We start from the raw sequence: 20,709 nt of genomic DNA, 5'->3' as shown, positions 1-20,709 counted from the left end.
ACGGAGGTTGTGAATAGATGGGGAATTTTCAGTCTGATAGCGTCCTTTTACCATGGGCACTTCCTACTGCAAACGGAGTTGTTCCCCATGAAAGCCATCACCCTGCACACCTACGGCGGCCCTGAAGTGGCCCAACTGCGCCATGACGTACCCAAACCCCAGGTCATCGCTGGGCATGTGTTGGTGCAGGTTGCCTGTGCGGGCATCAATTTCATGGATATCCATACCCGCCAGGGCAAATACGCCAGGTCAGCGACCTACCCGGTGCGCCTGCCTTGCACACTGGGCATGGAAGGCGCGGGTGTGGTGGTGGAAGTGGGGGCCGACGTCAGCCATTTGCACGTGGGTGACCGCGTAGCCTGGTGTATCGCCTGGGGAGCCTATGCCGAGTACGCCTGTGTGCCTGTCGACAAAGTGGCACAGATTCCCACCGCGATCCCTTTCGATCAGGCGGCTGCAGCGATGTTTCAAGGGAGCACCGCCCATTACCTGATCGAGGATGTGGCGCGGCTGAAAGCCGGTGATACCTGCCTGATCCACGCGGCATCCGGCAGCATCGGTCAATGGTTGGTGCAGATGGCGCGTCGACTCGGCGCGACCGTGTTCACGACCGGTAGCATCGCTGAAAAATGTGCGATTGCCCTGGAGCGGGGGGCTCACCACGCCTGGACCTATGATGGGTTTGCCGAGCGGGTGCTGGAGGCCACCGATGGGCGCGGGGTGGACGTGGTATTTGATTCGCTGGGTAAAACCACCTTGCGCGACAGTTTCAGGGCATGCCGTACCCGTGGCTTGATCGTCAACTACGGCAATGTTTCGGGCTCGTTGACGGATCTTGATCCGATGGAGCTGGGGGAGGCCGGTTCATTGTTTTTGACACGACCGCGGCTGGCCGACCATATGGCCGATGGTCCTACCGTGCAACGACGGGCGAACGCGGTGTTCGCGGCAATGCTGGAGGGCTCGCTGACGGTGGAGATCGAAGGGCATTACACGTTGGAAACGGTCAAGCAAGTGCATGAACGCATCGAAGCACGGCAGCAGATCGGCAAGGCGGTGCTGTGGCTGGAGCGCAACCTGCATTAATCGAAGACGAAAAAAAACCGGCTGATCAGGCCGGTTTGGGGTCCCCGCCAACAGCGCGGGGTCAGGCATTGTTGCTGTGCAGACGGTCGGCACCACCTTCAGCCAGACCACGTTCCTGCAGACGATCCGCGCCACCTTCGGCCAGGCCACGTTGTTGCAGACGATCCGCGCCACCTTCAGCCAGGCCACGTTGTTGCAGACGATCCGCGCCACCTTCAGCCAGGCCACGCTGTTGCAGACGATCCGCGCCACCTTCAGCCAGGCCACGTTGTTGCAGACGGTCAGCACCGCCTTCAGCTACGCGGCGTTCCAGCAGGCGGTCAGCACCGCTTTCGGCTACACGGCTATCCATCAGGCGATCCGCGCCGCCTTCAGCGACAACGGGGTGAGCAAAAGCATTGGCGGCGAGTACCGAGAAAGCGAGGCTAAGCAAGATTTGGCGTTTCATGAGAGTGTGCTCCGAGTATTGGGTTTGGGTGCTGCTGGGTATGGGTTTGATGTTACGCGTTGGATTTTTTAAGAGAACTTCATTGCGCTGATGGTGACTATCGATGCCAACGATGGCCCGTTCTCACGGGCCATCGCAGGGCCGGTCATGGCATCTGCGGCAGTTCCTGGGGGCGCAGGTCAAACACCAGCACCTCGGCGTCAGTGCCCTGGCTCAGGTTAATCTGGCGCTCATCACGAATGCGTGCGCCGTCACCTTCCTGCAGGCGCTGCCCATTGATCTCGACGCTGCCACGTGCCACATGGATGTACGCGTAGCGGTCCGGCGCCAGATCGAGGGTTGCGCTTTCGTCACCGTTGAACAGGCCCGCATAGACCCGGGCATCCTGGCGCACGTTGAGCGAACCCTTGGCGCCATCCGGCGAGATGATCAACTGCAAGCGCCCACGTTTCTGCGCCTCGCTGAAGTGCTCTTGCTGATAGCGCGGCTTGGCGCCGACCACATCCGGCACGATCCAGATCTGCAGGAAGTGCACGCCCCGGCTCTGGCTGTGGTTGAACTCGCTGTGGGCCACGCCGCTGCCCGCGCTCATCAGTTGCACGTCACCCGGGCGGATCACCGAACCGGTGCCCAGGGTGTCCTTGTGTTCCAGGGCGCCTTCGAGCACATAGGAGAAAATCTCCATGTCGCGGTGCGGGTGCTGGCCGAAGCCCTTGCCTGCGGCGACGCGGTCATCGTTGATCACCAGCAGGTCGGAAAAACCTTGCTCCTGGGGGTTCCAGTAATTGGCGAATGAGAAGGTGTGGAACGACTTCAACCAACCGTGATTGGCGGCGCCGCGTTCCGAGGCTTTGCGAAGGGTCAGCATGGGATGTTCTCCTCAAAAGAAGCGGTCTGCACGATGCAGGGCTTCGGTGTGAGGAGAAGGTTACTGGTTAGCGATAGGTTGATTAAGAAGCTGAATTTTGAATGACTGTCCCGCTACAGTTGACGATTGCCCGCTGAGCCGCCCTGAGGTAATCGCGATAGCGCAGTTGAAGTTTGCGCCAGGTCATCGGGTTCACCCCTTCGATACGGCTGAACAGGTGGCAGAAGTGCGCCTGGTCGAAGAACCCGCATTCCTGGCTGATTTGCGTCAGGCTCAGGCCGGAGACGGCAATCAGCCGCTTGGCTTGCTTGACGCGTTGCTGGCGGATCCATTCCTGGGGGGCTACACCTGTAGTGCGCTTGAAGGCCCGGGAGAAATGGCTGCGCGACAGTTCACAGGCGCGGGCCAGTTCCGTCACGTCCAGCGTCCCGGACAGATTGGCGAGGATCAACTGTTTGACCCTCTGTTCGCGCTGTGGGCACAGCATTCCGGTGGCAGCAACGGGTTGAGCCATGATCGATCTCCATGGTCGATGGGCGCGGGTTCCTGCCTACCTTACCGGTGAATGCAGCCCCCGTGTAGAGCGCTGCAAGCATCTCTTGCGCAGAGCACATACGTGCAATTTTTGCGGATCGGCGCATTGCACACTACTGCCAATATTCAAGTACCCAGAGGAAAAACACGATGGACTCAACAGCGCAAGGCGGGCCGGATGAGGTCGTGACCCTGGTGGTCAAACACCGCGTGAAAAAGGGGCTTGAAGCCGATTACGAAGCCTGGCTGCGACGCATTGTGCGCATTGCCGGTGAGCGCCCGGGCCACCTCGGCGTAGATGTGGTGCGCAGCAAGCAGGACGCCCTGGCGCTGTTCACCTGCGTGTTGCGCTATCGCTCGGCCGATGACCTCAAGCACTGGCTGGACTCCCCCGAGCGTCAGGAACTGATCAACCAGGCCGCACCGATGCTCGCCGATGGCGACCGCACCGAAGTCGGCTCGGCCAACGAGTTCTGGTTCTCCCCCCTGGCCGATACCGCCGCCAAGCCTCCGCGCTGGAAGCAGGCGGTCGTCACCCTGTGTGTGATCCTGCCGCTGACCCTGCTGGTGCCGATCATCTGGGGCCCGGTGCTTCGCTTGCATCCGCTGCTCTCCAACTACGTCGTTGCCACATTCCTGATCACCCTGACCATCGTTCTGCTGGTGGTCTACCTGCTGATGCCGGCGGCCACCCGCCTGTTCGCTCCCTGGCTTGAAGCCTCTGTAAAGGAAACCCTATGAACGCCGATCTGATTTTGTTCAATGGCCAGTTCCACACCGTGGATCGTGAAAACCCGCGTGCCACCGCCGTTGCCATCAGCCAGGGGCGCTTCGTCGCCGTGGGCACCGATGGTGAAGCCATGGCCCTGCGTGGCAGCGGCACCCAGGTCATCGACCTCAAGGGCCGCACAGTCATTCCGGGGCTTAACGACTCGCACCTGCACTTGATTCGTGGCGGGCTCAATTACAACCTCGAGTTGCGCTGGGAAGGTGTGCCGTCCCTGGCCGATGCCTTGCGCATGCTCAAGGACCAGGCCGACCGTACGCCCACGCCGCAATGGGTGCGCGTGGTCGGTGGCTGGAACGAATTCCAGTTCGCCGAAAAGCGCATGCCGACCCTGGACGAACTCAACCAGGCCGCGCCGGACACGCCGGTGTTCGTGCTGCACCTGTACGACCGCGCCTTGCTCAACCGTGCCGCATTGCGCGTGGCCGGGTACACCAAGGACACGCCCAACCCACCGGGTGGCGAGATTGTGCGCGACAGCCACGGCAACCCAACCGGGATGCTGGTGGCCCGGCCCAATGCGATGATTCTGTATGCGACCCTGGCCAAGGGGCCGAAACTGCCGTTGGAATATCAGGTCAACTCCACCCGCCAGTTCATGCATGAACTCAATCGCCTGGGCCTGACCAGCGCCATTGACGCGGGCGGCGGTTTCCAGAATTACCCCGATGACTATGCGGTGATCGAGCAACTGGCCAAGGACGAACAGTTGACGGTGCGCATCGCCTACAACCTGTTCACCCAGAAGCCCAAGGAAGAACTCAGCGACTTCAAGAACTGGACCGGCAGCGTCAAGTTGCACCAGGGCGATGATTACCTGCGCCACAACGGGGCCGGCGAGATGCTGGTGTTCTCGGCCGCCGACTTCGAAGACTTCCTCGAACCGCGTCCCGACCTGCCGCAGACCATGGAACAGGAGCTGGAACCGGTGGTGCGCCACTTGGTCGAGCAGCGCTGGCCGTTCCGCCTGCACGCGACCTATAACGAATCCATCTCGCGCATGCTCGACGTCTTCGAGAAGGTCAACCGCGATATTCCGTTCAATGGCCTGCCGTGGTTCTTCGACCATGCCGAAACCATCACGCCGCAGAACATCGAACGTGTACGTGCCTTGGGTGGCGGTATCGCCATCCAGGACCGCATGGCGTTCCAGGGCGAATATTTTGTCGAGCGCTACGGCGCCAAGGCCGCCGAAGCCACGCCGCCGATCCAGCGCATGCTCGCCGAAGGCGTACCGGTAGGCGCGGGCACCGACGCCACGCGGGTGTCGAGCTACAACCCGTGGACCTCGTTGTACTGGATGGTCAGCGGCCGCACCGTCGGTGGCCTGGCGCTGCATGCCGAGGGCCTGCCGCGTCTGACCGCGTTGGAACTGTTCACCCATGGCAGCGCCTGGTTCTCGTCCGAGCAAGGCAAGAAGGGGCAGATCAAGGTCGGCCAATTGGCGGACGTCGCGGCGTTGTCCGCCGACTTTTTCAGCGTCGATGAAGAAGCCATCAAGTGGATCGAATCGGTGCTCACCGTCGTCGGCGGCAAGGTGGTGTACGGCGCCGGTGACTTCGAAGATTACGCACCGCCGCGCGTGCCGGTGCTGCCGGACTGGTCGCCGGTGGTCAAGGTGCCGGGCCACTGGCGCCCGAGTTCACCGTTGCAGGCCCAGGTCCACCAATGCAGCGGCCCCTGCGGCGTGCATTCCCACAGCCACGAAAAAGCGCGCCTTTCCAGCGTGCCGGTCAGCGACTTCCAGGGTTTCTGGGGTGCGTTCGGCTGCTCGTGCTTTGCATTCTGATTACCCAAACCCCCGTAAGGAGTTGAACCATGGCTAGCCCTCGTTTGAACAAAGATGACGCCGTTGTACTGTTGGTCGATCACCAGACCGGCCTGATCTCGCTGGTGCAGGATTTCTCGCCCAACGAATTCAAGAACAACGTACTGGCCCTGGCCGATGTGGCGAAGTTCTTCAAGTTGCCGACCATCCTCACCACCAGCTTCGAAAGCGGCCCCAATGGCCCGCTGGTTCCAGAGTTGAAAGAACTGTTCCCGGACGCGCCGTACATCGCCCGTCCTGGCCAGATCAACGCCTGGGACAACGAAGACTTCGTCAAGGCAGTGAAGGCGACCGGCCGCAAGCAGATCATCATTGCCGGTGTGGTGACGGACGTGTGCGTAGCGTTCCCGACCCTGTGCGCGCTGGAAGAAGGCTTTGAGGTATTCGTGGTCACCGATGCCTCCGGCACCTTCAACGAAACCGTGCAACAAGCGGCCTGGGCACGTATGACCGCCGCTGGTGCCCAACTGGTCAACTGGTTCGCCGTGGCCTGCGAGCTTCAGCGCGACTGGCGCAACGACATGGAAGGCCTGGCCAACCTGCTGTCGCCACGCATCCCCAACTACCGCAACCTGATGAACAGCTACTCGGCCTTCACCGCCAAGTAACCCATCCCCATCGTTCCCACGCTCCGCGTGGGAACGCCTCCCGTGTCGCTCCGCGTCACGACCTGCATTGCCGACGCGCAGCGTCTAAGGGCTGCATTCCCACGCAGCGCGTGGGAATGATCAGTCAGGGCGTGTTATAAACCCGGAAATGTCCACCGAGAAGCGACAATGAACCCCTTCGAAGACATGCGCCTGTTCTGCCAGGTCATGGAGTCCGGCAGCTTCACCGCCGCCGCCGAGCAATTGGGCCTGTCCAAACAATTTGTCAGCCGCCGCCTGATCCAGCTCGAAGACCGCCTCGGCGTGCGTCTGCTCAACCGCTCCACCCGCCGCCTCGACGTTACGCCACTGGGCCAGAGCTACTACGAATCCGCGTTGCGCCTGCTCAGTGAAGTCGAGCAGGTGGAGCAGGGCATCGCCGGCCAGAACAGTGAACCACGCGGCACCATTCGCCTCAGTGCGCCCTTGTCATTTGCCATGGCCCACCTGGGTTGCCTGCTGCCGCTGTTCCTGCAACGTCACCCGCATGTCTCGGTGGAAGTCGACCTGAGCGACCGCCCCGTCGACCTGATCGGCGAGGGTTATGACCTCGTGTTGCGCATCGGCACCCTGGAGGATTCCACCCTGATCGCTCGGCGCATCGCCAGCGTGCAGCGTGTGTACTGCGCCAGCCCCGACTACCTGGCCGTGCGCGGTACGCCGCAAAAGCCCGAAGACCTGGCCGGCCACGATTGCCTGCCCTACGGCCACGGCCGCCAGGTGCAGTGGCGTTTCCAGGCCAAGGGCAAGTTGCAGTCGCTGAATGTCAGCGGGCGTATGCGCGTCAATAATGGCGAGCTGCTGCGCGACACAGCCATCGCCGGAATGGGCGTCACCTACCTGCCGACCTTTATCGTCGCCGATGCCTTGAAGGACGGGCGCCTGGTGACGTTGCTGGATGAGTACGCCCCCGACCCCCTGACCCTGTCGGCGGTGTACCCGCAGCACCGGCAAAGTTCGCGGCCGGTGCAGGCGCTGGTGGAATTTCTACGCGAGCGCCTCGCCGGCGGTTGTTAATTGGCCCGGTTGTGGAGTGCTTGCTGAGCCAGGTAACGCTCCAGATTGGCCAGGAACGCGTCGGCGATCTCATGCTGGCTGCGCGTGGAAATCGCCGAGGTGTGCGGCGATAAGCGCACGCGCGGATGACTGTACAGCGGATGACCCTCCGGCAACGGCTCCGGTTCTGTCACATCCAGTGATGCCAGCCCGATCTGACCGTTATCCAGCGCTTCGAGCAGCGCCTCCTGATCCAGCAAACCACCTCGTGCGATGTTGATCAGGTGCAATCCCGGCTTGGCGCTCCCCAGCACCTCACGGTTGATGATATGCCGCGTGGCCTCGGTCAGCGGTGCGGCTACCACCAGGTGATCGGCGCGGGCGAACAGGTCATGGATATCCTTGGCGGTTTCCACGCCCGAACTGAACGGTGCCTGGCTTTGACGTAGCGCCACGACGTTGATCCCCAGGGCCAGCGCCTTTTGCGCCAGGCGCTCGCCAATCGCACCAAACCCCAGGATCCCCAACGTGGTGCCCTTGAGAGGACGCAGTGCGGTGAACTGCCACTGGGCGTCCTTCACCCAGATATCCGGCAAGTGTTTGGCCGCAGCAAAGATCGCCGCCAGGGCGAACTCGGCGAGGTTATCGGCGGCGCTGCCGCGTGAGGTGGTCACCGGCGGGCCGTTGAACAGCCACTGGGGGTAGAAGTCGATACCCGAGGACACCAGATGCACCCACTGAACGCCGTAAGGCCAGCCGGGCGGCGGGGTGTCGGGGGCGGTGTAGCCACGCACGTTGATCGGGCGCAGCAGCAGGACATTGGCCTGGGGCGGCAGGTCGCTGGGCACGCCGACCGGTACACCGATGACCTGGGCTTGCGGGTGCAGCGTGACCAGGCGCTGGCGGATCACGGCGTTGAAGTCTTCGTCCAACTGGCTGGCGATAATCACCTGACTCATGTGCGTTCCTTCTGACGTTGGGCGAACACGGCTTTGCCGACGCCTTGCAGCACGGCGTCGTCCTGCGGGGTGTGGACGCGGCTGCACAGCACGTCGCGATAGTGCCGTTGCAGCGGGCTATGACGTGAAAGGCCGGGGTTGCCCGAGGCTTCGATGGCCAGCTCCACCGCACGGATTGCGTTGTGGGTCACCAGGTACTTCAACTGCGCCGCGTGAGTGGCCGGGGTGTGCCCTTCGGCCGCAGCGTCCAACAGGCTGCGGTTGGCGAACAGCAACGTGTCGATATGCCCGACGGTTTCCTGGAACCGTGGCAGGGTGGCCAGCGCCGCCCCAAGGTTGGATGGCTTGCGTTCTTCCAGCCAGGTAACCAGCCAATCCCGTGCGGCCTGGGCCACGGCGTCGTACACCGACGACAACAACACCGCCATCCACCGGAACCCTTCGCCATCCAGCTCGGGTTGCGGCGCGCTCCAGGGGCTGACGCTGACCGCGTGGTCCAACGGCACCAGCACGTTGTCGAACACCACTTCATGGCTGCAGGTGGCGCGCATGCCCAGGTGGTCCCAGGTGTCGATGATGCTCACGCCGGGGCTGTTTTTTGGCACCAGCCAGGCGCCCACCAACGGGTCGGTATCGTCACTGCGCGCCCACACGCTGAACCAGCTCAGGCCATGGCTGCCGGTGGAGTAAATCTTGCGCCCGCTGATGCGCCAACCTTCAGCGGTGCGTACTGCGGTAGTTGCCGGCAAACCGCCACGGGCCGGGGTGCCCAGGTCGGGTTCTACACGCAACGCATTGATCAGCGCGCCGTTGCGCACCGCCTCTTCTGCTACTTGGACACGCAGGTGCGGGGGCCAGGTTTTGCTGTCTTGCAGGCGTGTGTGTTGCAGGTATTGCATCACCAGAATCAACGCGGTGGAGGGCTCGCCCTTGGCAATCGCACTGATGGCCTTGCGCGCCTGGGGCAGGTTGGCGCCGCCACCACCCAGGGATTTGGGCACGGTGAGGGCGACCAGGCCGTGCTCGTGCAATAGCTTGAAGTTGGCGTGGGGGAAGGCGCCGCTTTCATCAAACCGATGCGCAGTGCTGGCCAGCTTGGCGCTGAGACGCTCGAGCAGGGCATCGAAATGGGCGACTTCCACGGAACGCAAGGACGCTTGAGTCATGAGTCTGTACTCGCTTGAAATGGTTGTAGTGAGCGGGCAAGCCCTAATGCCAGTCAGTTAAGGATTAACGCGTTCACTGTGGGAGGGGGCTTGCTCCCGATGGACTGCGTAGCAGGCCCATTTTTGAGGCCGCTGCGCGGCCTATCGGGAGCAAGTCGAATCGTCGCACCGCCCCTCCCACAATTTATTCATCGCCCGCTTTATCGCTTAACTGACTGGCATTAGGGCAAGCCCGCTCACTACGAGGCTTCGGTGTAGCGGTTGGTTGGTACTTGCAGGCCCAGGTTGTCGCGCAACGTATGGCCGCTGTACTCGGTGCGGAACAACCCGCGCTGTTGCAGCACCGGCACCACCCATTCGGTGAAGGATTGCAAGCCGTCCGGCAGGAGCGAATTGATGATGAAGCCGTCGCTGGCACCGGCCTCAAACCAGGTCTGGATCGCGTCGGCGACTTGCTCCGGGGTGCCGACGAAATCACGCTTGGGCCGCGAGAAGCGCAGCGCCACTTCGCGCAGGGTCAGGCCCTCGTCCCTGGCCCATTGCTTGATGCGGTCGGAGCCGCCTTTCTGGCTGTTGGAGCCCAGGTCACCGAGCTCCGGGAAGGCGTCGTCCAGCGGGTATTGGCTGAAATCGTGGTCGTTGAACGGGCGGCCGAGGGCGACGATGGCGTCTTCCACGGAGACCAGATCGACAGCCTGCTGATAGCGGCTTTCCACCTCGGCGGCATCACGCCCGATGATCGGGCGGATGCCCGGCAGAATCGCCAGGCTGTCGGCATCGCGGCCAAAGCCTTCGGCGCGCCGCTTCAGATCCTGGGTATAGGCCAGGCCATCCTCGAGGCTCTCCACATGTACAAAAATCGCATCGGCATGCTGTGCGGCGAAGTTACGCCCGTCTTCCGAGGTGCCCGCCTGGAAAATCACCGGCTGGCCCTGGTTCGAGCGGGCGATGTTCAGCGGGCCTTTGACCGAGAAAAACTCGCCTTTATGGTTCAGCGCATGCAGCTTGCCTGGGGTGAAAAACTCGCCGCTCTGCTTGTCATAGACAAAGGCGTCATCTTCCCAGGAGTCCCACAGACCCTTGACCACGTTGAGGTGTTCCTTGGCGATGCGGTAGCGCACGGCATGCGGCGGATGCTCGGCTTTGCCGAAGTTGTCGGCGGTGCCGCTGAGCCACGAGGTGACGACGTTCCAGCCGGCACGGCCGCCGCTGATATGGTCCAGGGAGGCAAACTGGCGCGCCACTTGGAAGGGCTCGGTGTAGCTGACGGTCACCGTCGCCACCAAACCGATATGGGTGGTCTGTGCCGCCAGTGCCGAGAGGAGGGTCAGCGGCTCGAAACGGTTGAGGTAATGCGGGCTGGATTTGGCATGAATGTGCAGGCTGTCGGCGATAAATACAAAGTCGAACTTGGCACGTTCGGCCAGCGCGGTCTGCTGCTGGTAGAAGCCGAAATTCGTACTGGCATTGGGTTGCGCCTGCGGGTGGCGCCATTCGCCCCAGCCGTGGCCGACACCATGGACCATGGCGCCCAGTTTCAAATGGCGTGGCTTGAATTGACGTGGCTTGCTCATGTGCGGCTCCTGGCTCAGCGCGAGGCTTGGGAAGTGGGGAAACGGGTGGCGTTGAAGCTCCTGTCGAACCCCTGGGATACGTCGATGCGTCGGGGGAGCAGGCCCTCTTTCTGATAGGTATCGGCCGTGGCTTGCAGGCCACTGATCACCGAGTCGTCGATGGCGACCGGGCTCAGGTGCGTGTCTTTGGCCACTTCCACATGCACGGCCAACGGCAGGCCGGTGATTTTGGCCTGGGCGGCGGCGTATGCATCAGGGTGTGCGTTGGCCCAGGCATAGGCGCGGTCGACGCGAGCGACAAAGTCGTCCAGTTGCACACGCTTGTCGGCGATCGCCTGGCTGGTCGCCGCGAAGTACAGGTGATTGCTCAGCAACCGATTGCCGCTGACCAGCACGCGGGCCTGGCTTTGCGAGGTGACCACGGTGGTGTAGGGGTCCCAGGTGGCCCAGGCGTCGACCGTACCGTTATCCAGCACCAGGCGGGACTCACTGGGCAGCAGGAAAATGAACTGCACATCCTGGGTGCTCAGGCCGGCACCGGCCAGGGCCTTGATCGCCAGGTAATGGCCGATGGAGCCTCGCCCGGTGACGATCTTCTTGCCCTTGAGGTCGGCCACCGTCTTGATCGGCGAGTCTTTGGGCACCAGCAGGGCAGTGGTGTTACGCCCTTCGGCGTGGATGATGCTGACCACCTTGAGCGACGCACCGGCCCCCAGGGCGAACACATACGGTGCATCGCCGAGCGCACCGACATCCACGGCGCCGGCATTCAGCGCTTCACCCAAAGGCGAGGCGGAGGGGAACTCCGACCATTGGATGGCGTAGGGCACATTGCGCGTTTCGCCGGAGGCTTGCAGGAGCGCCTTGATCGTGGATTTCTGGTTGGCAACACGCAGGGGTTGCAGGTCGGCGGCGGCGACGATGCCAGCCAGCCCCAGGGTCAAGGCGGTGCCCAACAGCAGGCGTTTGAAGACGAGGGTCAAGACCATGGGATGCAGGCTCCAGGCAGATCAGAATAAGGGTTCGGCTACCTCCGCCTGGAGAAGGGGTCGGTGAGGAGTTAACGTTATTCCCATAAAAACCTGCTGTGAAGTTCTTTTTGGTTATATGTTAATTATTAAAAAAAGTGATTATTTGAGTTTGTAAATATTCTTAACGTGCATTTATTGTAAGCGCGTGTGGTGTGTCATGGAGGGAGGTGAGCCTTGCATGCGAGGATGCCCCGAAGCAGAATCCGCAGCTTTCCAAGGACTCGCACAACAAGGATATCCATGCCGTTGAACACGCTATTCATCGCTTCGCTGGGGCTTTTAGCGCTGGCGCAAACATCACTCGCCTGCGCGGAGAACGCCAATGGCAAGAACCTCTATTTCCAGAGGTGCGCCATGTGCCATGGCGCAGATATCAAGGGAACGGGGCCGCTGGCCAATAAAAGCACGCCGCCCACGCCCGATCTCACCACCCGCGCTTTCAAGAAGCGCCTCAGTGATTACCCGGGCGTTATCGTCGCGTCGGTCATCCTTCGCCCCAATGGCGACCTGATTCCCAGGACTTTGCGAGAGAACGGCGTCAAGATTGCGCCGTTCGCTTGGGGGGTTAAGGACTTTCGCGACTTGAATCAGTACATGACGGATGTGATTTCGAAAGCCCAGTGAGGGTGGGCTCAGATCACATAGAACCCATGGGTGCCGTCACGCGCCAATTGCGCCACCAGGCCGAACTCCCAATCCAGGTACGCCTGCATGGCTTCCTTGGGGTTGTCGGTGCCCTCATACGGTCGGCGATAGCGGTCGATACGCGGTGAGGCCAGGTGGGTTTCGCCTTCTTCCAGCGGCAGTTGCGCATTGATCCAGCCAGCGGTGCCGTCTTGCAGCAGGAACACTTGCTTGCCGGTGATGGCCTCGACTTCAGCCACTGCCAGGCGCGCCAATTGGCTGCTGCCACAGGTCAATACGTAGCGTTGGACACTGGGGACCTTGGCCAGGGCCTGGGGCAATTGTGCGCGCAGCACCCACCAGGCTCCCGGAATATGGCGTTTGACGTAGTTGGCGCTGGCGGTGAAATCCAGTACCACGGTATCGCCCTGGTCCAACCAGTCGGCGAGGGTGTGAGGGCTGATCAATTCGGCCTGGGGCGGCGCAGGTACGGGGGCGACCCACGCACCTTGTTCGCTGAGATCGGACGCTTGCACATCATCCAGCACATGCACCTCCCAGCCCATTTGAGCGAGCCAGGATGCAGACATATTGGCGCGCACGCCATCGTCATCCACCAGTACCAAACGCGCCCCGCGGACGCTGGCGACATGGTCGGTTTCCTGCACCAACTGGCCACCCGGCGTGGAGCGTGCGCCCGGTAGATGGCCGACTTCGAATTCTTCCGGGGTACGTACATCGAACAGGTAAGTGGTGCGCGCGGGTTGCTGCTGCCAGCGGTGCAGGTCTGCCAAGGTGGCGCGGCCGACGCGAGCCTTGTCGGCGACGCGGCGTGCCGCCTGGGCGGCTGCCTGGCGATGCTCTTCGCTGGTCGGCGCAAAGCGGCGTGACTGCCCATGGGCAAGCTTCTGCCCGGCCAGGGTCCAGCCGATGGTGCCATTACGCAGGGCCGAGACCGGGTTGGCCACGCCGGCATTGATCAGCGACTGGGTGCCGATAATGCTGCGGGTGCGCCCGGCACAGTTGACGATGATGCGGGTGGCGGGATCGGGGGCCAACTCGCGGGCGCGCAGTACCAGTTCGGCACCCGGTACGCTGATACCGGTGGGGATGCTCATGGTCTGGTATTCATCGAAGCGGCGTGCGTCGAGCACCACCACATCGGCCTGGCTGTCGAGCAGGGCCTGCACGTCTTCGGCGGCTAGCGACGGCGTATGGCGTTCGCTTTCCACCAGTTCTCCAAAGGCTTTGCTGGGCACGTTCACGTCGATAAACAACTCGCCACCGGCCCGGCGCCAACCGTCGAGGCCGCCGTCGAGCAGGCTGACCTGGGTGTAGCCCAGCGCAACCAGGCGCTCGGCGGCGCGGGCGGCCAGGCCTTCGCCATTGTCGTAGACGGTGACCTGAGTATCGCGCCGTGGAATACGCGAATACACCTCCAGCTCCAGTTTGGACAACGGGATATTCGCGGCGAACAACGGGTGGGCTTCGGCAAACGGCGCTTCTTCACGCACGTCGATCAGGGCGACTTCTTCACGGTCCAACAGGGCCTGGCGAATCCGGGCGAAGCTTGCAGTCGATACGGTGCTCATAGGGCAGGGCTCTTTTCTTTGGACAAATCCCAGATGTTCGGGAGGAAGGCGTTGGAGTAACCGGAGATAAACAGCTTCTCGCTGCCGTCGGGCTGGTACACCGCGCGGCGCACGGCACCGATGTTGGCGCCGTACACGTGAATGCTGATCGACACCTGGTCGCGGTAGGCGTTGCTGACCTGATGAATATCGCCGACCTTGGGCGACACCGCCTCGACCTGGCCTGGCACCAATTGAATCGGCTTGCCTGCGGGCTTCAGGCTGCCATCGGCGGCGCGTTCGAACCCCTGGGAATACTCAGCGCCGCGCAACATACCGATCAACCCCCACACCCGATGGTCATGAATCGGTGTACTTTGCCCCGGCCCCCATACAAAGCTGACGATGCTGAAGCGCTGGCGCGAATCGGCATGCAGCAAAAACTGCTGATAGCGCTCGGGGTCGGGTTGCGCGAAGTCATCAGGGAGCCAGTCATCATGGCTGACCAGGGATGCCAGAAGCTTGCCACCCCGGTGCAGCAAGTCGCCTTCGCGAGGGTGGCCGTCGATCAATTCCGCCAGGGCGCCTATGAAGGCTCTGAGTCTTTCGGGGTGCTTGGCCTGGGTCATGACAACTCCATCCTGTGGTCGCTGGTGATGGTTTTATATAAGCATAATATCTGCGCTTAATATGCTATTTATTAATGATTAGCTTATAGCTGAAGGTAATTTAGAACTGGTCCGAATAGCGTTAGACGTTATTGATTACAGCCTGGGCTATCCATGCAACGCGCCTGCAACTATGCTTCCCACACATCTTAATGACGCTTCTCTATGTGCGGCCCAAATGAAAATTGACGATATCGATGCCTTTGTCGAAGTGATTCGTTGCCAGTCCATCAGCCACGCCGCCGAGTCGTTGCAACTGACCCAGCCGGCCATCACCCGCCGCGTGCAGAACTTTGAGCAGGCGCTGGGCGTGGAGCTGTTCGACCGCAACACAAAGCCACTCAAGCCTACGCTGATTGGCACCCGGGTTTATGAACAATGCCGGTTGATCCTGCGCGAGATGGATGCCCTGCGCGAACTGGTGGCCACCGACGCACCGCCCACCGGCGTGTTGCGCCTGGGCGTGCCGCAGACCCTCGGCGACGTGGTGTTGCTGGACGCGCTCAAGCAGTTGCGCAGCGACTACCCCGACCTGCGGGCCCAGGTCGCCACCGGCTGGGGTAGCCAGTTGGTCGGCAAGATCGAACGTGGCGAACTGGATGCCGCGGCCGCGTTGTTTCCGGCGGGCAAGATCTTCCCTGACAACATCGTCGGCGAGTCCATCGGCAAGATGGAGTTGGTGGTGGTGTGCGCCAAGGCCCAACTGCCGAAAAAGCCGGGCAAGTTGGCGGATGTGTACCAGAGCGGCTGGATTCTCAACCCTGATGGCTGTGGTTTTCGCGCCGGTTTGCAGCGCACCTTGTCCGACCAGGGCCTGGCGTTGCGCGTGAACCTGGAAACCTTCGGCACCGAGCTGCAACTGGGCCTGGTGGCGGATGGCCTGGGCTTGGGCCTGGTGCCGCGTCCCTTGTTGGAGCGCAGCGCTCACCGCGAGCAATTGGCGGTGATGCCACTCAAGGATTTCAAGCCGGTGATGGATCTGTGGCTGATCTATCCGCACTTCCTGGGCAACTTGCAGGGGCCGGTGGATGCGTTCGGCAAGTGGGTGGCGGCCTCGCTGCAGAAAATCCGAGCAGCGGCCTGATATGAAAAATAATAATAATTAGCTTAGATTAAATGTGCTTTTTATTATTTTTCGGCATCCCCTAGGCTGCCTGGACGTCCTTAAGGCCATCCAGGAAGTTTGCCATGAGCAGCGTCACCTCTATCTCCAGCGTGTCCAACACGGTTCGTCAACGCGTGACTCCAGAAGAGTGGGAGGTACGCGTCAAGTTGGCCGCGGCCTATCGCCTGGCGGCGCTGTACAAGTGGACCGACCACATCTACACGCATTTCTCCGCCCGCGTGCCGGGGCCGGATGAGCATTTCCTGATCAATGCCTTCGGTTTGCTGTTCGATGAAATCAGCGCGTCCAACCTGGTCAAGGTCGACCTCGATGGCACCCTTGTCGACGACCCGACGGGGCTGGGCATCAACTACGCCGGCTACGTGATCCATAGCGCGATCCACGGCGCACGGCCGGATTTGCAGGCGGTGCTGCACACTCACACCCGCGACGGCATTGCGGTGTCGGCGCAAAAGAATGGCTTGCTGCCGATTTCCCAGCATTCCATCGCGTTCTCCGGGCGCGTGGCGTACCACGGATATGAAGGCGTGGCGCTGGACCTGGACGAGCGCGAGCGGCTGGTGGCGGACCTGGGCGACAAGAGTGTGATGATCTTGCGTAATCACGGGCTGCTGACGGCTGGCGTGAGTGTCGAGCATGCGTTCCAGCAACTGCAAAGCTTGGAGCGTGCGTGCAATATCCAGATCGCGGCGCAGGCGGCGGGGAATGAGGAACTGATATTTCCGCCCGCAGAGGTGGTGGCCAAGGTGGAGGAACAGGCCAAGGTGTTCAGCAACGGTGAAGGCCCGGGCGTGGCGAGGCATTGGAACGCGTTGATCCGGCAGTTGGAACGCAGCGATACCGACTACAAGAACTGATCTTTAAGCTAAGTGAATATCAAAATGTGGGAGGGGGCTTGCTCCCGATGGCGGTGTATCAGTCATACATCGGGTGACTGATACACCGCCATCGGGAACCAGCCCCTCCGGGCTTTATGTCTTACGCGACTTGCTGCGTTCGTTGCGCGACCAACTGACGGGTGAGGGGGATCAAGCGCTTGCCGTAGTCAATCGCGTCATTGAGCGGATCAAACCCACGGATCAGGAACGTGGTAATGCCCAGATCGTAGTAATCCAGCAAGGCTTCGGCGACCTGTTCAGGCGTGCCCACCAACGCTGTCGAGTTGCCCTGCGCGCCGAGCAAACCGGCAATCCCGGTCCACAAGCGCTTGTCCAGTCGTGCCCCTTGTGCGGCCGCCGCCAGCAACCGACGGGAGCCTTCATTCGGGGGTTCGCGGCGCACAAAACCAGTCTGCTCGGCCAGTGCCGTGGCCTGCTGCAAGATGCTTTCGGCACGTGCCCAGGCGGCCTCTTCGGTTTCGGCGAGGATCGGCCGCAGCGACAGACTGAAGCGAATCGTGCGGCCGTGCCTGGCCGCTTCCGCACGCACCTGGGCCACGGTTTCGCGCACCTGATCGTAGGTTTCACCCCAGAGCGCATACACGTCGGCATGTTTGCCCGCCACCGCGATCGCCGCCGCAGAGGAGCCGCCAAAGTACAACGGAATATGCGGCTGCTGCGGCGACTTCACCGAGGAGTGTGCGCCTTCGACCTGATAGTAGGTGCCGGCGAAATCGAAGGGTGTTTCGCTCGTCCATTCCTGGCGCACCACACTCAGGTATTCGTCGGTGCGCGCGTAGCGCTCATCCTTGCCGATATGGCTGCCGTCGGCACGCAGTTCGCGGTCGTCGCCGCCGGTGATGATATGCACGGCGGTGCGTCCGCCGTTGAATACATCCAGGGTGGCGAACTGGCGAGCGGCCAGTGTGGGTTGGGCAAAGCCCGGGCGATGGGCGATGAGGAACTGCAGCTTTCGAGTGACGCCGGCGGCATGTGAGGCAATCAGCGTGCTGTCCGGGCTGTTGGAATGGAAGGCCACCAGGGCGCGGTCGAACCCCGCCTCCTCGTGGGCGCGGGCCACGGTTTCGACATACTCGGGTTGCAGCACCGGGCCGCTGCGCGGGTGGATTTCGGAGGCGTGATGGCCGCCGATATAGCCGATGAATTCGATGCTCATGGTCACTCCTTGTTGGGTTGGGGTTCAACACCTCCACCGGGCAAGGGGTCGGTTATCCGGGTCAAAAGTAGGGCGGGGAGCGCGCCTTGTAAAATGCCGATTGGTTCTAACCTAATCATTAAAAAATAGAATTACTCGTTATTGTGTTTATCAGTAATTTGCATTTTGTCGGTGTCAGGCAGGCGCATCCGCCAGCGCAATGCTCGGCTGCTCGACATTGCCGCTGGCCCCCATGCGGTCGGCCAGGTAACGCGCCGGCGGCTGGCCCACGGCCTTGCGGAACATGGTGATAAAGCCACTGGCGTTTTCATAACCCAGGTCCAGCGCCACCGTTTGCACGCTGTCGCCCTTGGCCAGGCGTTGCAGGGACAGGATCACGTGCAACTGGCGGCGCCAGCGACCAAAACTCAAACCCAGTTCCTCCAGCAACAACCGCGTCATGCTGCGCTCGCTCATGCCGATGCGGATGGCCCATTGGCCGAGGCTGGATTTGTCAGCGGGATCCGCCAGCAGGCTGTCGGCCAGGCGGCGCAGCCTCACGTCCTGAGGCATGGGCAGGTGCAGGTCTTCGATGGGCGCTTCGGCCAGTTCGTCGAGCAATGTATTGATCAGGCGCCCCTGGGCACCGTCGACGTCGTACAGCGGCGGGAAACTCACCGCCTTGCTGATCAGCTCGTGCAACAGCCGCGACACCGCCAGGGTGCAGCACTGCTCAGGCAAGGCATGGGCGGCGTCGGGGTCGATCAACAGGCAATAGATCTGCGCTTCACCCGACCCGCGTGCCGCATGGAAGGTGCCGCCGGGAATCCACAGGGCGCACTGCGGCGGCACGATCCAGATACCCGCTTCGATCTCGCAGTGGATGACCCCGCGCAAGGTGTACATCAACTGGCCTTTGCGGTGGGCATGCTGCTGATGTTCCCAGGTGACCGAGGTGCTGCTGGCGCCCACTCCCACCACGGCGCGAGGGAAAATGTCGGCGTCCCTGGACATCGAAGGGTCGTGCATATCAAGGCGGTGGTGTCTCATGGCGGGCTTGGCACATTGGCTGAATTGCGAAATAGTTTGGCTATTCTGTGCAATGCCGTCCAGTGCCTGGCGCTCTATGATGAGAGTCACTCTCATTAAGGTGAGTTTTAAGGAGCAATGCCATGCGACTCGACAGTTCAACATTTCCCATCGTCAAAATCGTTTTCGATGCCCCCAACGATGGCGGGCCGGAGGATGCCTTCCTGGTTTTCGAAGGCCTGCTCGCCCGCCGGCAACCGTTCCTGCTGCTGCACGAAAAAGCCGTGGACGAGAACAACTATGCGCACTCCCACGAAGAGCGCAAGCTTGCGTCCCTCTGGATGAAGAAGAACAAGCCGGCGCTGCAGGCGTTCGTCAGAGGCATGATCCAGGTGGAACCCAGCGCGGCCAAGCGCCTGGCGCTCAAGCCGTTTACCGTGACATTCGGCAAGGCCTGGGGTTACCCGTTGCTGGTGGTGGAATCCAGGGACCGGGCCTGGGCGCTGGCGCGGGATGTGCTGGATGAAGAGGTGTCGGATGTGGCGCATTTTTGAGGGCATGCCGGCTGGCCTGTGGCGTGGGGGTAGCTCCCTTGCCACAGGCATTTCAGGTATTCTCCGCGCCCCGCTTATCACCGATTCCAAGAAAGATGACAGGACAAGACATGCAGGCGCTGCTGGAGTCGATTCTCGACGAAGTACGCCCCCTGATCGGCCTCGGCAAAGTCGCCGACTACATTCCCGCGTTGGCCGACGTGCCCGCCAACCAACTCGGCATTGCGGTATACGGCAACGACGGCTCGGCCTACTGCGCCGGTGATGCCCACACCCTGTTCTCGGTACAGAGCATTTCCAAGGTCTTCAGCCTGGTCCAAGCCATCGATCACGGCGGTGAAACCATCTGGGAACGCCTGGGCCATGAGCCTTCCGGGCAACCGTTCAACTCGCTGGTACAGCTGGAATTCGAACGCGGCCGCCCACGCAACCCCTTTATTAATGCGGGTGCGCTGGTGATTTGCGACATCAACCAATCGCGGTTTGCCGTGCCGATTCTGTCGATGCGGGACTTTGTACGACGCCTGTCGGGCAACCCGCAGATCCTGGTCAACAGCATCGTCGCCGACTCCGAAGCCCAACACGGCGCGCGCAACGCGGCCATGGCCTACCTGATGAAATCCTTCGGCAACTTCCACAACGACGTGGACGCCGTGCTGCACAGTTACTTCAACTATTGCGCGCTGCAGATGAGCTGCCTGGATTTGGCCAAGGCATTCAGCTTCCTGGCCAACGAAGGTACCAGTGCCCACAGCGGCGAGCAGATCCTGACCGCACGCCAGACCAAGCAGGTCAACTCGATCATGGCCACCAGCGGGCTATATGACGAGGCGGGTAACTTTGCTTATCGCGTGGGTTTGCCGGGTAAGAGCGGGGTGGGTGGTGGGATCGTCGCCGTCGTGCCGGGGCAGTTTACGGTGTGCGTATGGTCGCCGGAGTTGAATGCGGCGGGGAATTCGCTGGCGGGGATGAAGGCGCTGGAGTTGTTGAGTGAGCGGATTGGGTGGTCGGTGTTTTGAGTCGCTGAGCTCGTCCCCACGCTCCGCGTGGGAACGCATCCCGTGACGCTCCGCGTCACCATTGCGCGTGATTCGAACCTCGCACTAACCGACGGGACGCGGAGCGTCCCAGGCGGCATTCCCACGCAGAGCGTGGGAACGATCATGTCGGTGTCGAGCT

21 protein-coding genes are annotated in these 20,709 nt (G+C 61.9%); 10 read left to right on the top strand and 11 right to left on the bottom strand.

Annotated features, from left to right (window positions below; genetic code table 11):
- Window positions 1-87: 87 nt before the first annotated feature.
- Window positions 88-1,086, top strand: a complete 999-nt coding sequence (locus ACQRBV_RS23825) for a quinone oxidoreductase family protein (RefSeq protein ID WP_411985580.1) — start codon at window positions 88-90, stop codon at window positions 1,084-1,086.
- Between the two features lie 61 nt (window positions 1,087-1,147).
- Here ACQRBV_RS23825 and ACQRBV_RS23820 read toward each other — a convergent pair whose 3' ends face one another.
- The 3 genes from ACQRBV_RS23820 to ACQRBV_RS23810 all read right to left on the bottom strand — a co-directional run bounded on the left by ACQRBV_RS23820 (window position 1,148) and on the right by ACQRBV_RS23810 (window position 2,916).
- Window positions 1,148-1,534 carry a hypothetical protein gene (locus ACQRBV_RS23820; protein ID WP_411985579.1) on the bottom strand — a complete coding sequence of 129 codons (387 nt, stop codon included), beginning with the start codon at window positions 1,532-1,534 and terminating at the stop codon, window positions 1,148-1,150.
- A 145-nt stretch (window positions 1,535-1,679) separates the two neighbouring features.
- Entirely contained in the window at window positions 1,680-2,402 is a 723-nt protein-coding gene (locus ACQRBV_RS23815) for a pirin family protein (RefSeq protein WP_411985578.1), read from the bottom strand.
- An 82-nt stretch (window positions 2,403-2,484) separates the two neighbouring features.
- Window positions 2,485-2,916, bottom strand: a complete 432-nt coding sequence (locus ACQRBV_RS23810) for a helix-turn-helix domain-containing protein (RefSeq protein ID WP_411985577.1) — start codon at window positions 2,914-2,916, stop codon at window positions 2,485-2,487.
- Window positions 2,917-3,086: 170 nt separating this feature from the next.
- On the opposite strand from ACQRBV_RS23810, the gene ACQRBV_RS23805 reads away from it, so the two are divergent.
- The 4 genes from ACQRBV_RS23805 to ACQRBV_RS23790 all read left to right on the top strand — a co-directional run bounded on the left by ACQRBV_RS23805 (window position 3,087) and on the right by ACQRBV_RS23790 (window position 7,215).
- The gene (locus ACQRBV_RS23805) at window positions 3,087-3,677 is read left to right on the top strand and encodes an antibiotic biosynthesis monooxygenase (RefSeq protein WP_060755312.1); all 591 of its coding nucleotides are present in this window, start codon (window positions 3,087-3,089) and stop codon (window positions 3,675-3,677) included.
- A complete protein-coding gene (locus ACQRBV_RS23800) occupies window positions 3,674-5,512 on the top strand; it encodes an amidohydrolase (RefSeq protein ID WP_198761957.1) in 1,839 nt (612 codons plus the stop codon). Before ACQRBV_RS23805 ends, ACQRBV_RS23800 begins: the two co-directional genes overlap by 4 nt.
- A 29-nt stretch (window positions 5,513-5,541) precedes the next feature.
- On the top strand, window positions 5,542-6,159 hold the full coding sequence (gene ycaC, locus ACQRBV_RS23795; protein ID WP_060755310.1) for an isochorismate family cysteine hydrolase YcaC: 618 nt from the start codon (window positions 5,542-5,544) through the stop codon (window positions 6,157-6,159).
- Between the two features lie 168 nt (window positions 6,160-6,327).
- The gene (locus ACQRBV_RS23790; protein WP_060755309.1) at window positions 6,328-7,215 is read left to right on the top strand and encodes a LysR family transcriptional regulator; all 888 of its coding nucleotides are present in this window, start codon (window positions 6,328-6,330) and stop codon (window positions 7,213-7,215) included.
- Here the strand turns inward: ACQRBV_RS23790 and ACQRBV_RS23785 are convergent.
- The 4 genes from ACQRBV_RS23785 to ACQRBV_RS23770 form a co-directional block, all read right to left on the bottom strand.
- On the bottom strand, window positions 7,212-8,153 hold the full coding sequence (locus ACQRBV_RS23785) for a D-isomer specific 2-hydroxyacid dehydrogenase family protein (protein ID WP_411985576.1): 942 nt from the start codon (window positions 8,151-8,153) through the stop codon (window positions 7,212-7,214). The genes ACQRBV_RS23790 and ACQRBV_RS23785 overlap by 4 nt on opposite strands.
- Window positions 8,150-9,319, bottom strand: a complete 1,170-nt coding sequence (locus ACQRBV_RS23780; RefSeq protein ID WP_411985575.1) for an acyl-CoA dehydrogenase family protein — start codon at window positions 9,317-9,319, stop codon at window positions 8,150-8,152. Before ACQRBV_RS23780 ends, ACQRBV_RS23785 begins: the two co-directional genes overlap by 4 nt.
- Window positions 9,320-9,558: 239 nt before the next feature.
- Window positions 9,559-10,893 carry an LLM class flavin-dependent oxidoreductase gene (locus ACQRBV_RS23775; protein ID WP_411985574.1) on the bottom strand — a complete coding sequence of 445 codons (1,335 nt, stop codon included), beginning with the start codon at window positions 10,891-10,893 and terminating at the stop codon, window positions 9,559-9,561.
- A gap of 14 nt (window positions 10,894-10,907) precedes the next feature.
- Complete coding sequence (locus ACQRBV_RS23770; RefSeq protein ID WP_411985573.1) at window positions 10,908-11,882, bottom strand: ABC transporter substrate-binding protein; 975 nt, start codon at window positions 11,880-11,882, stop codon at window positions 10,908-10,910.
- Window positions 11,883-12,164: 282 nt separating this feature from the next.
- Here ACQRBV_RS23770 and ACQRBV_RS23765 point away from each other — a divergent pair, with 282 nt between their 5' ends.
- Entirely contained in the window at window positions 12,165-12,548 is a 384-nt protein-coding gene (locus ACQRBV_RS23765; RefSeq protein WP_060755304.1) for a c-type cytochrome, read from the top strand.
- Window positions 12,549-12,556: 8 nt separating this feature from the next.
- Here ACQRBV_RS23765 and ACQRBV_RS23760 read toward each other — a convergent pair whose 3' ends face one another.
- Both ACQRBV_RS23760 and ACQRBV_RS23755 read right to left on the bottom strand, forming a co-directional pair.
- Window positions 12,557-14,140 (bottom strand): rhodanese-related sulfurtransferase, encoded by a 1,584-nt coding sequence (locus ACQRBV_RS23760; RefSeq protein WP_411985572.1) that lies wholly within the window; start codon window positions 14,138-14,140, stop codon window positions 12,557-12,559.
- On the bottom strand, window positions 14,137-14,748 hold the full coding sequence (locus ACQRBV_RS23755; protein WP_060755302.1) for a cysteine dioxygenase: 612 nt from the start codon (window positions 14,746-14,748) through the stop codon (window positions 14,137-14,139). The genes ACQRBV_RS23760 and ACQRBV_RS23755 overlap by 4 nt, the downstream gene beginning before the upstream one ends.
- 217 nt (window positions 14,749-14,965) lie before the next feature.
- Between ACQRBV_RS23755 and ACQRBV_RS23750 the strand changes: the two genes are divergently transcribed.
- Both ACQRBV_RS23750 and ACQRBV_RS23745 read left to right on the top strand, forming a co-directional pair.
- Window positions 14,966-15,871, top strand: a complete 906-nt coding sequence (locus ACQRBV_RS23750; RefSeq protein ID WP_060755301.1) for a LysR family transcriptional regulator — start codon at window positions 14,966-14,968, stop codon at window positions 15,869-15,871.
- Window positions 15,872-15,975: 104 nt separating this feature from the next.
- The gene (locus ACQRBV_RS23745; RefSeq protein ID WP_104993415.1) at window positions 15,976-16,770 is read left to right on the top strand and encodes a class II aldolase/adducin family protein; all 795 of its coding nucleotides are present in this window, start codon (window positions 15,976-15,978) and stop codon (window positions 16,768-16,770) included.
- A gap of 121 nt (window positions 16,771-16,891) precedes the next feature.
- Here the strand turns inward: ACQRBV_RS23745 and ACQRBV_RS23740 are convergent, their stop codons facing one another.
- The gene (locus ACQRBV_RS23740; RefSeq protein ID WP_411985571.1) at window positions 16,892-17,968 is read right to left on the bottom strand and encodes an LLM class flavin-dependent oxidoreductase; all 1,077 of its coding nucleotides are present in this window, start codon (window positions 17,966-17,968) and stop codon (window positions 16,892-16,894) included.
- Window positions 17,969-18,142: 174 nt separating this feature from the next.
- Complete coding sequence (locus ACQRBV_RS23735; RefSeq protein ID WP_060755459.1) at window positions 18,143-18,997, bottom strand: AraC family transcriptional regulator; 855 nt, start codon at window positions 18,995-18,997, stop codon at window positions 18,143-18,145.
- A gap of 122 nt (window positions 18,998-19,119) precedes the next feature.
- Between ACQRBV_RS23735 and ACQRBV_RS23730 the strand changes: the two genes are divergently transcribed.
- Both ACQRBV_RS23730 and glsB read left to right on the top strand, forming a co-directional pair.
- Window positions 19,120-19,530, top strand: a complete 411-nt coding sequence (locus ACQRBV_RS23730; RefSeq protein ID WP_104993417.1) for a hypothetical protein — start codon at window positions 19,120-19,122, stop codon at window positions 19,528-19,530.
- Window positions 19,531-19,640: 110 nt separating this feature from the next.
- Window positions 19,641-20,549 carry a glutaminase B gene (glsB, locus tag ACQRBV_RS23725; protein ID WP_090371624.1) on the top strand — a complete coding sequence of 303 codons (909 nt, stop codon included), beginning with the start codon at window positions 19,641-19,643 and terminating at the stop codon, window positions 20,547-20,549.
- The last annotated feature ends 160 nt before the right edge of the window (window positions 20,550-20,709 follow it).

Source organism: Pseudomonas sp. R11F (genome assembly GCF_050312575.1).
GTDB lineage: Bacteria > Pseudomonadota > Gammaproteobacteria > Pseudomonadales > Pseudomonadaceae > Aquipseudomonas > Aquipseudomonas palleroniana.
This window is presented reverse-complemented; position numbering and strand designations above follow the sequence as displayed.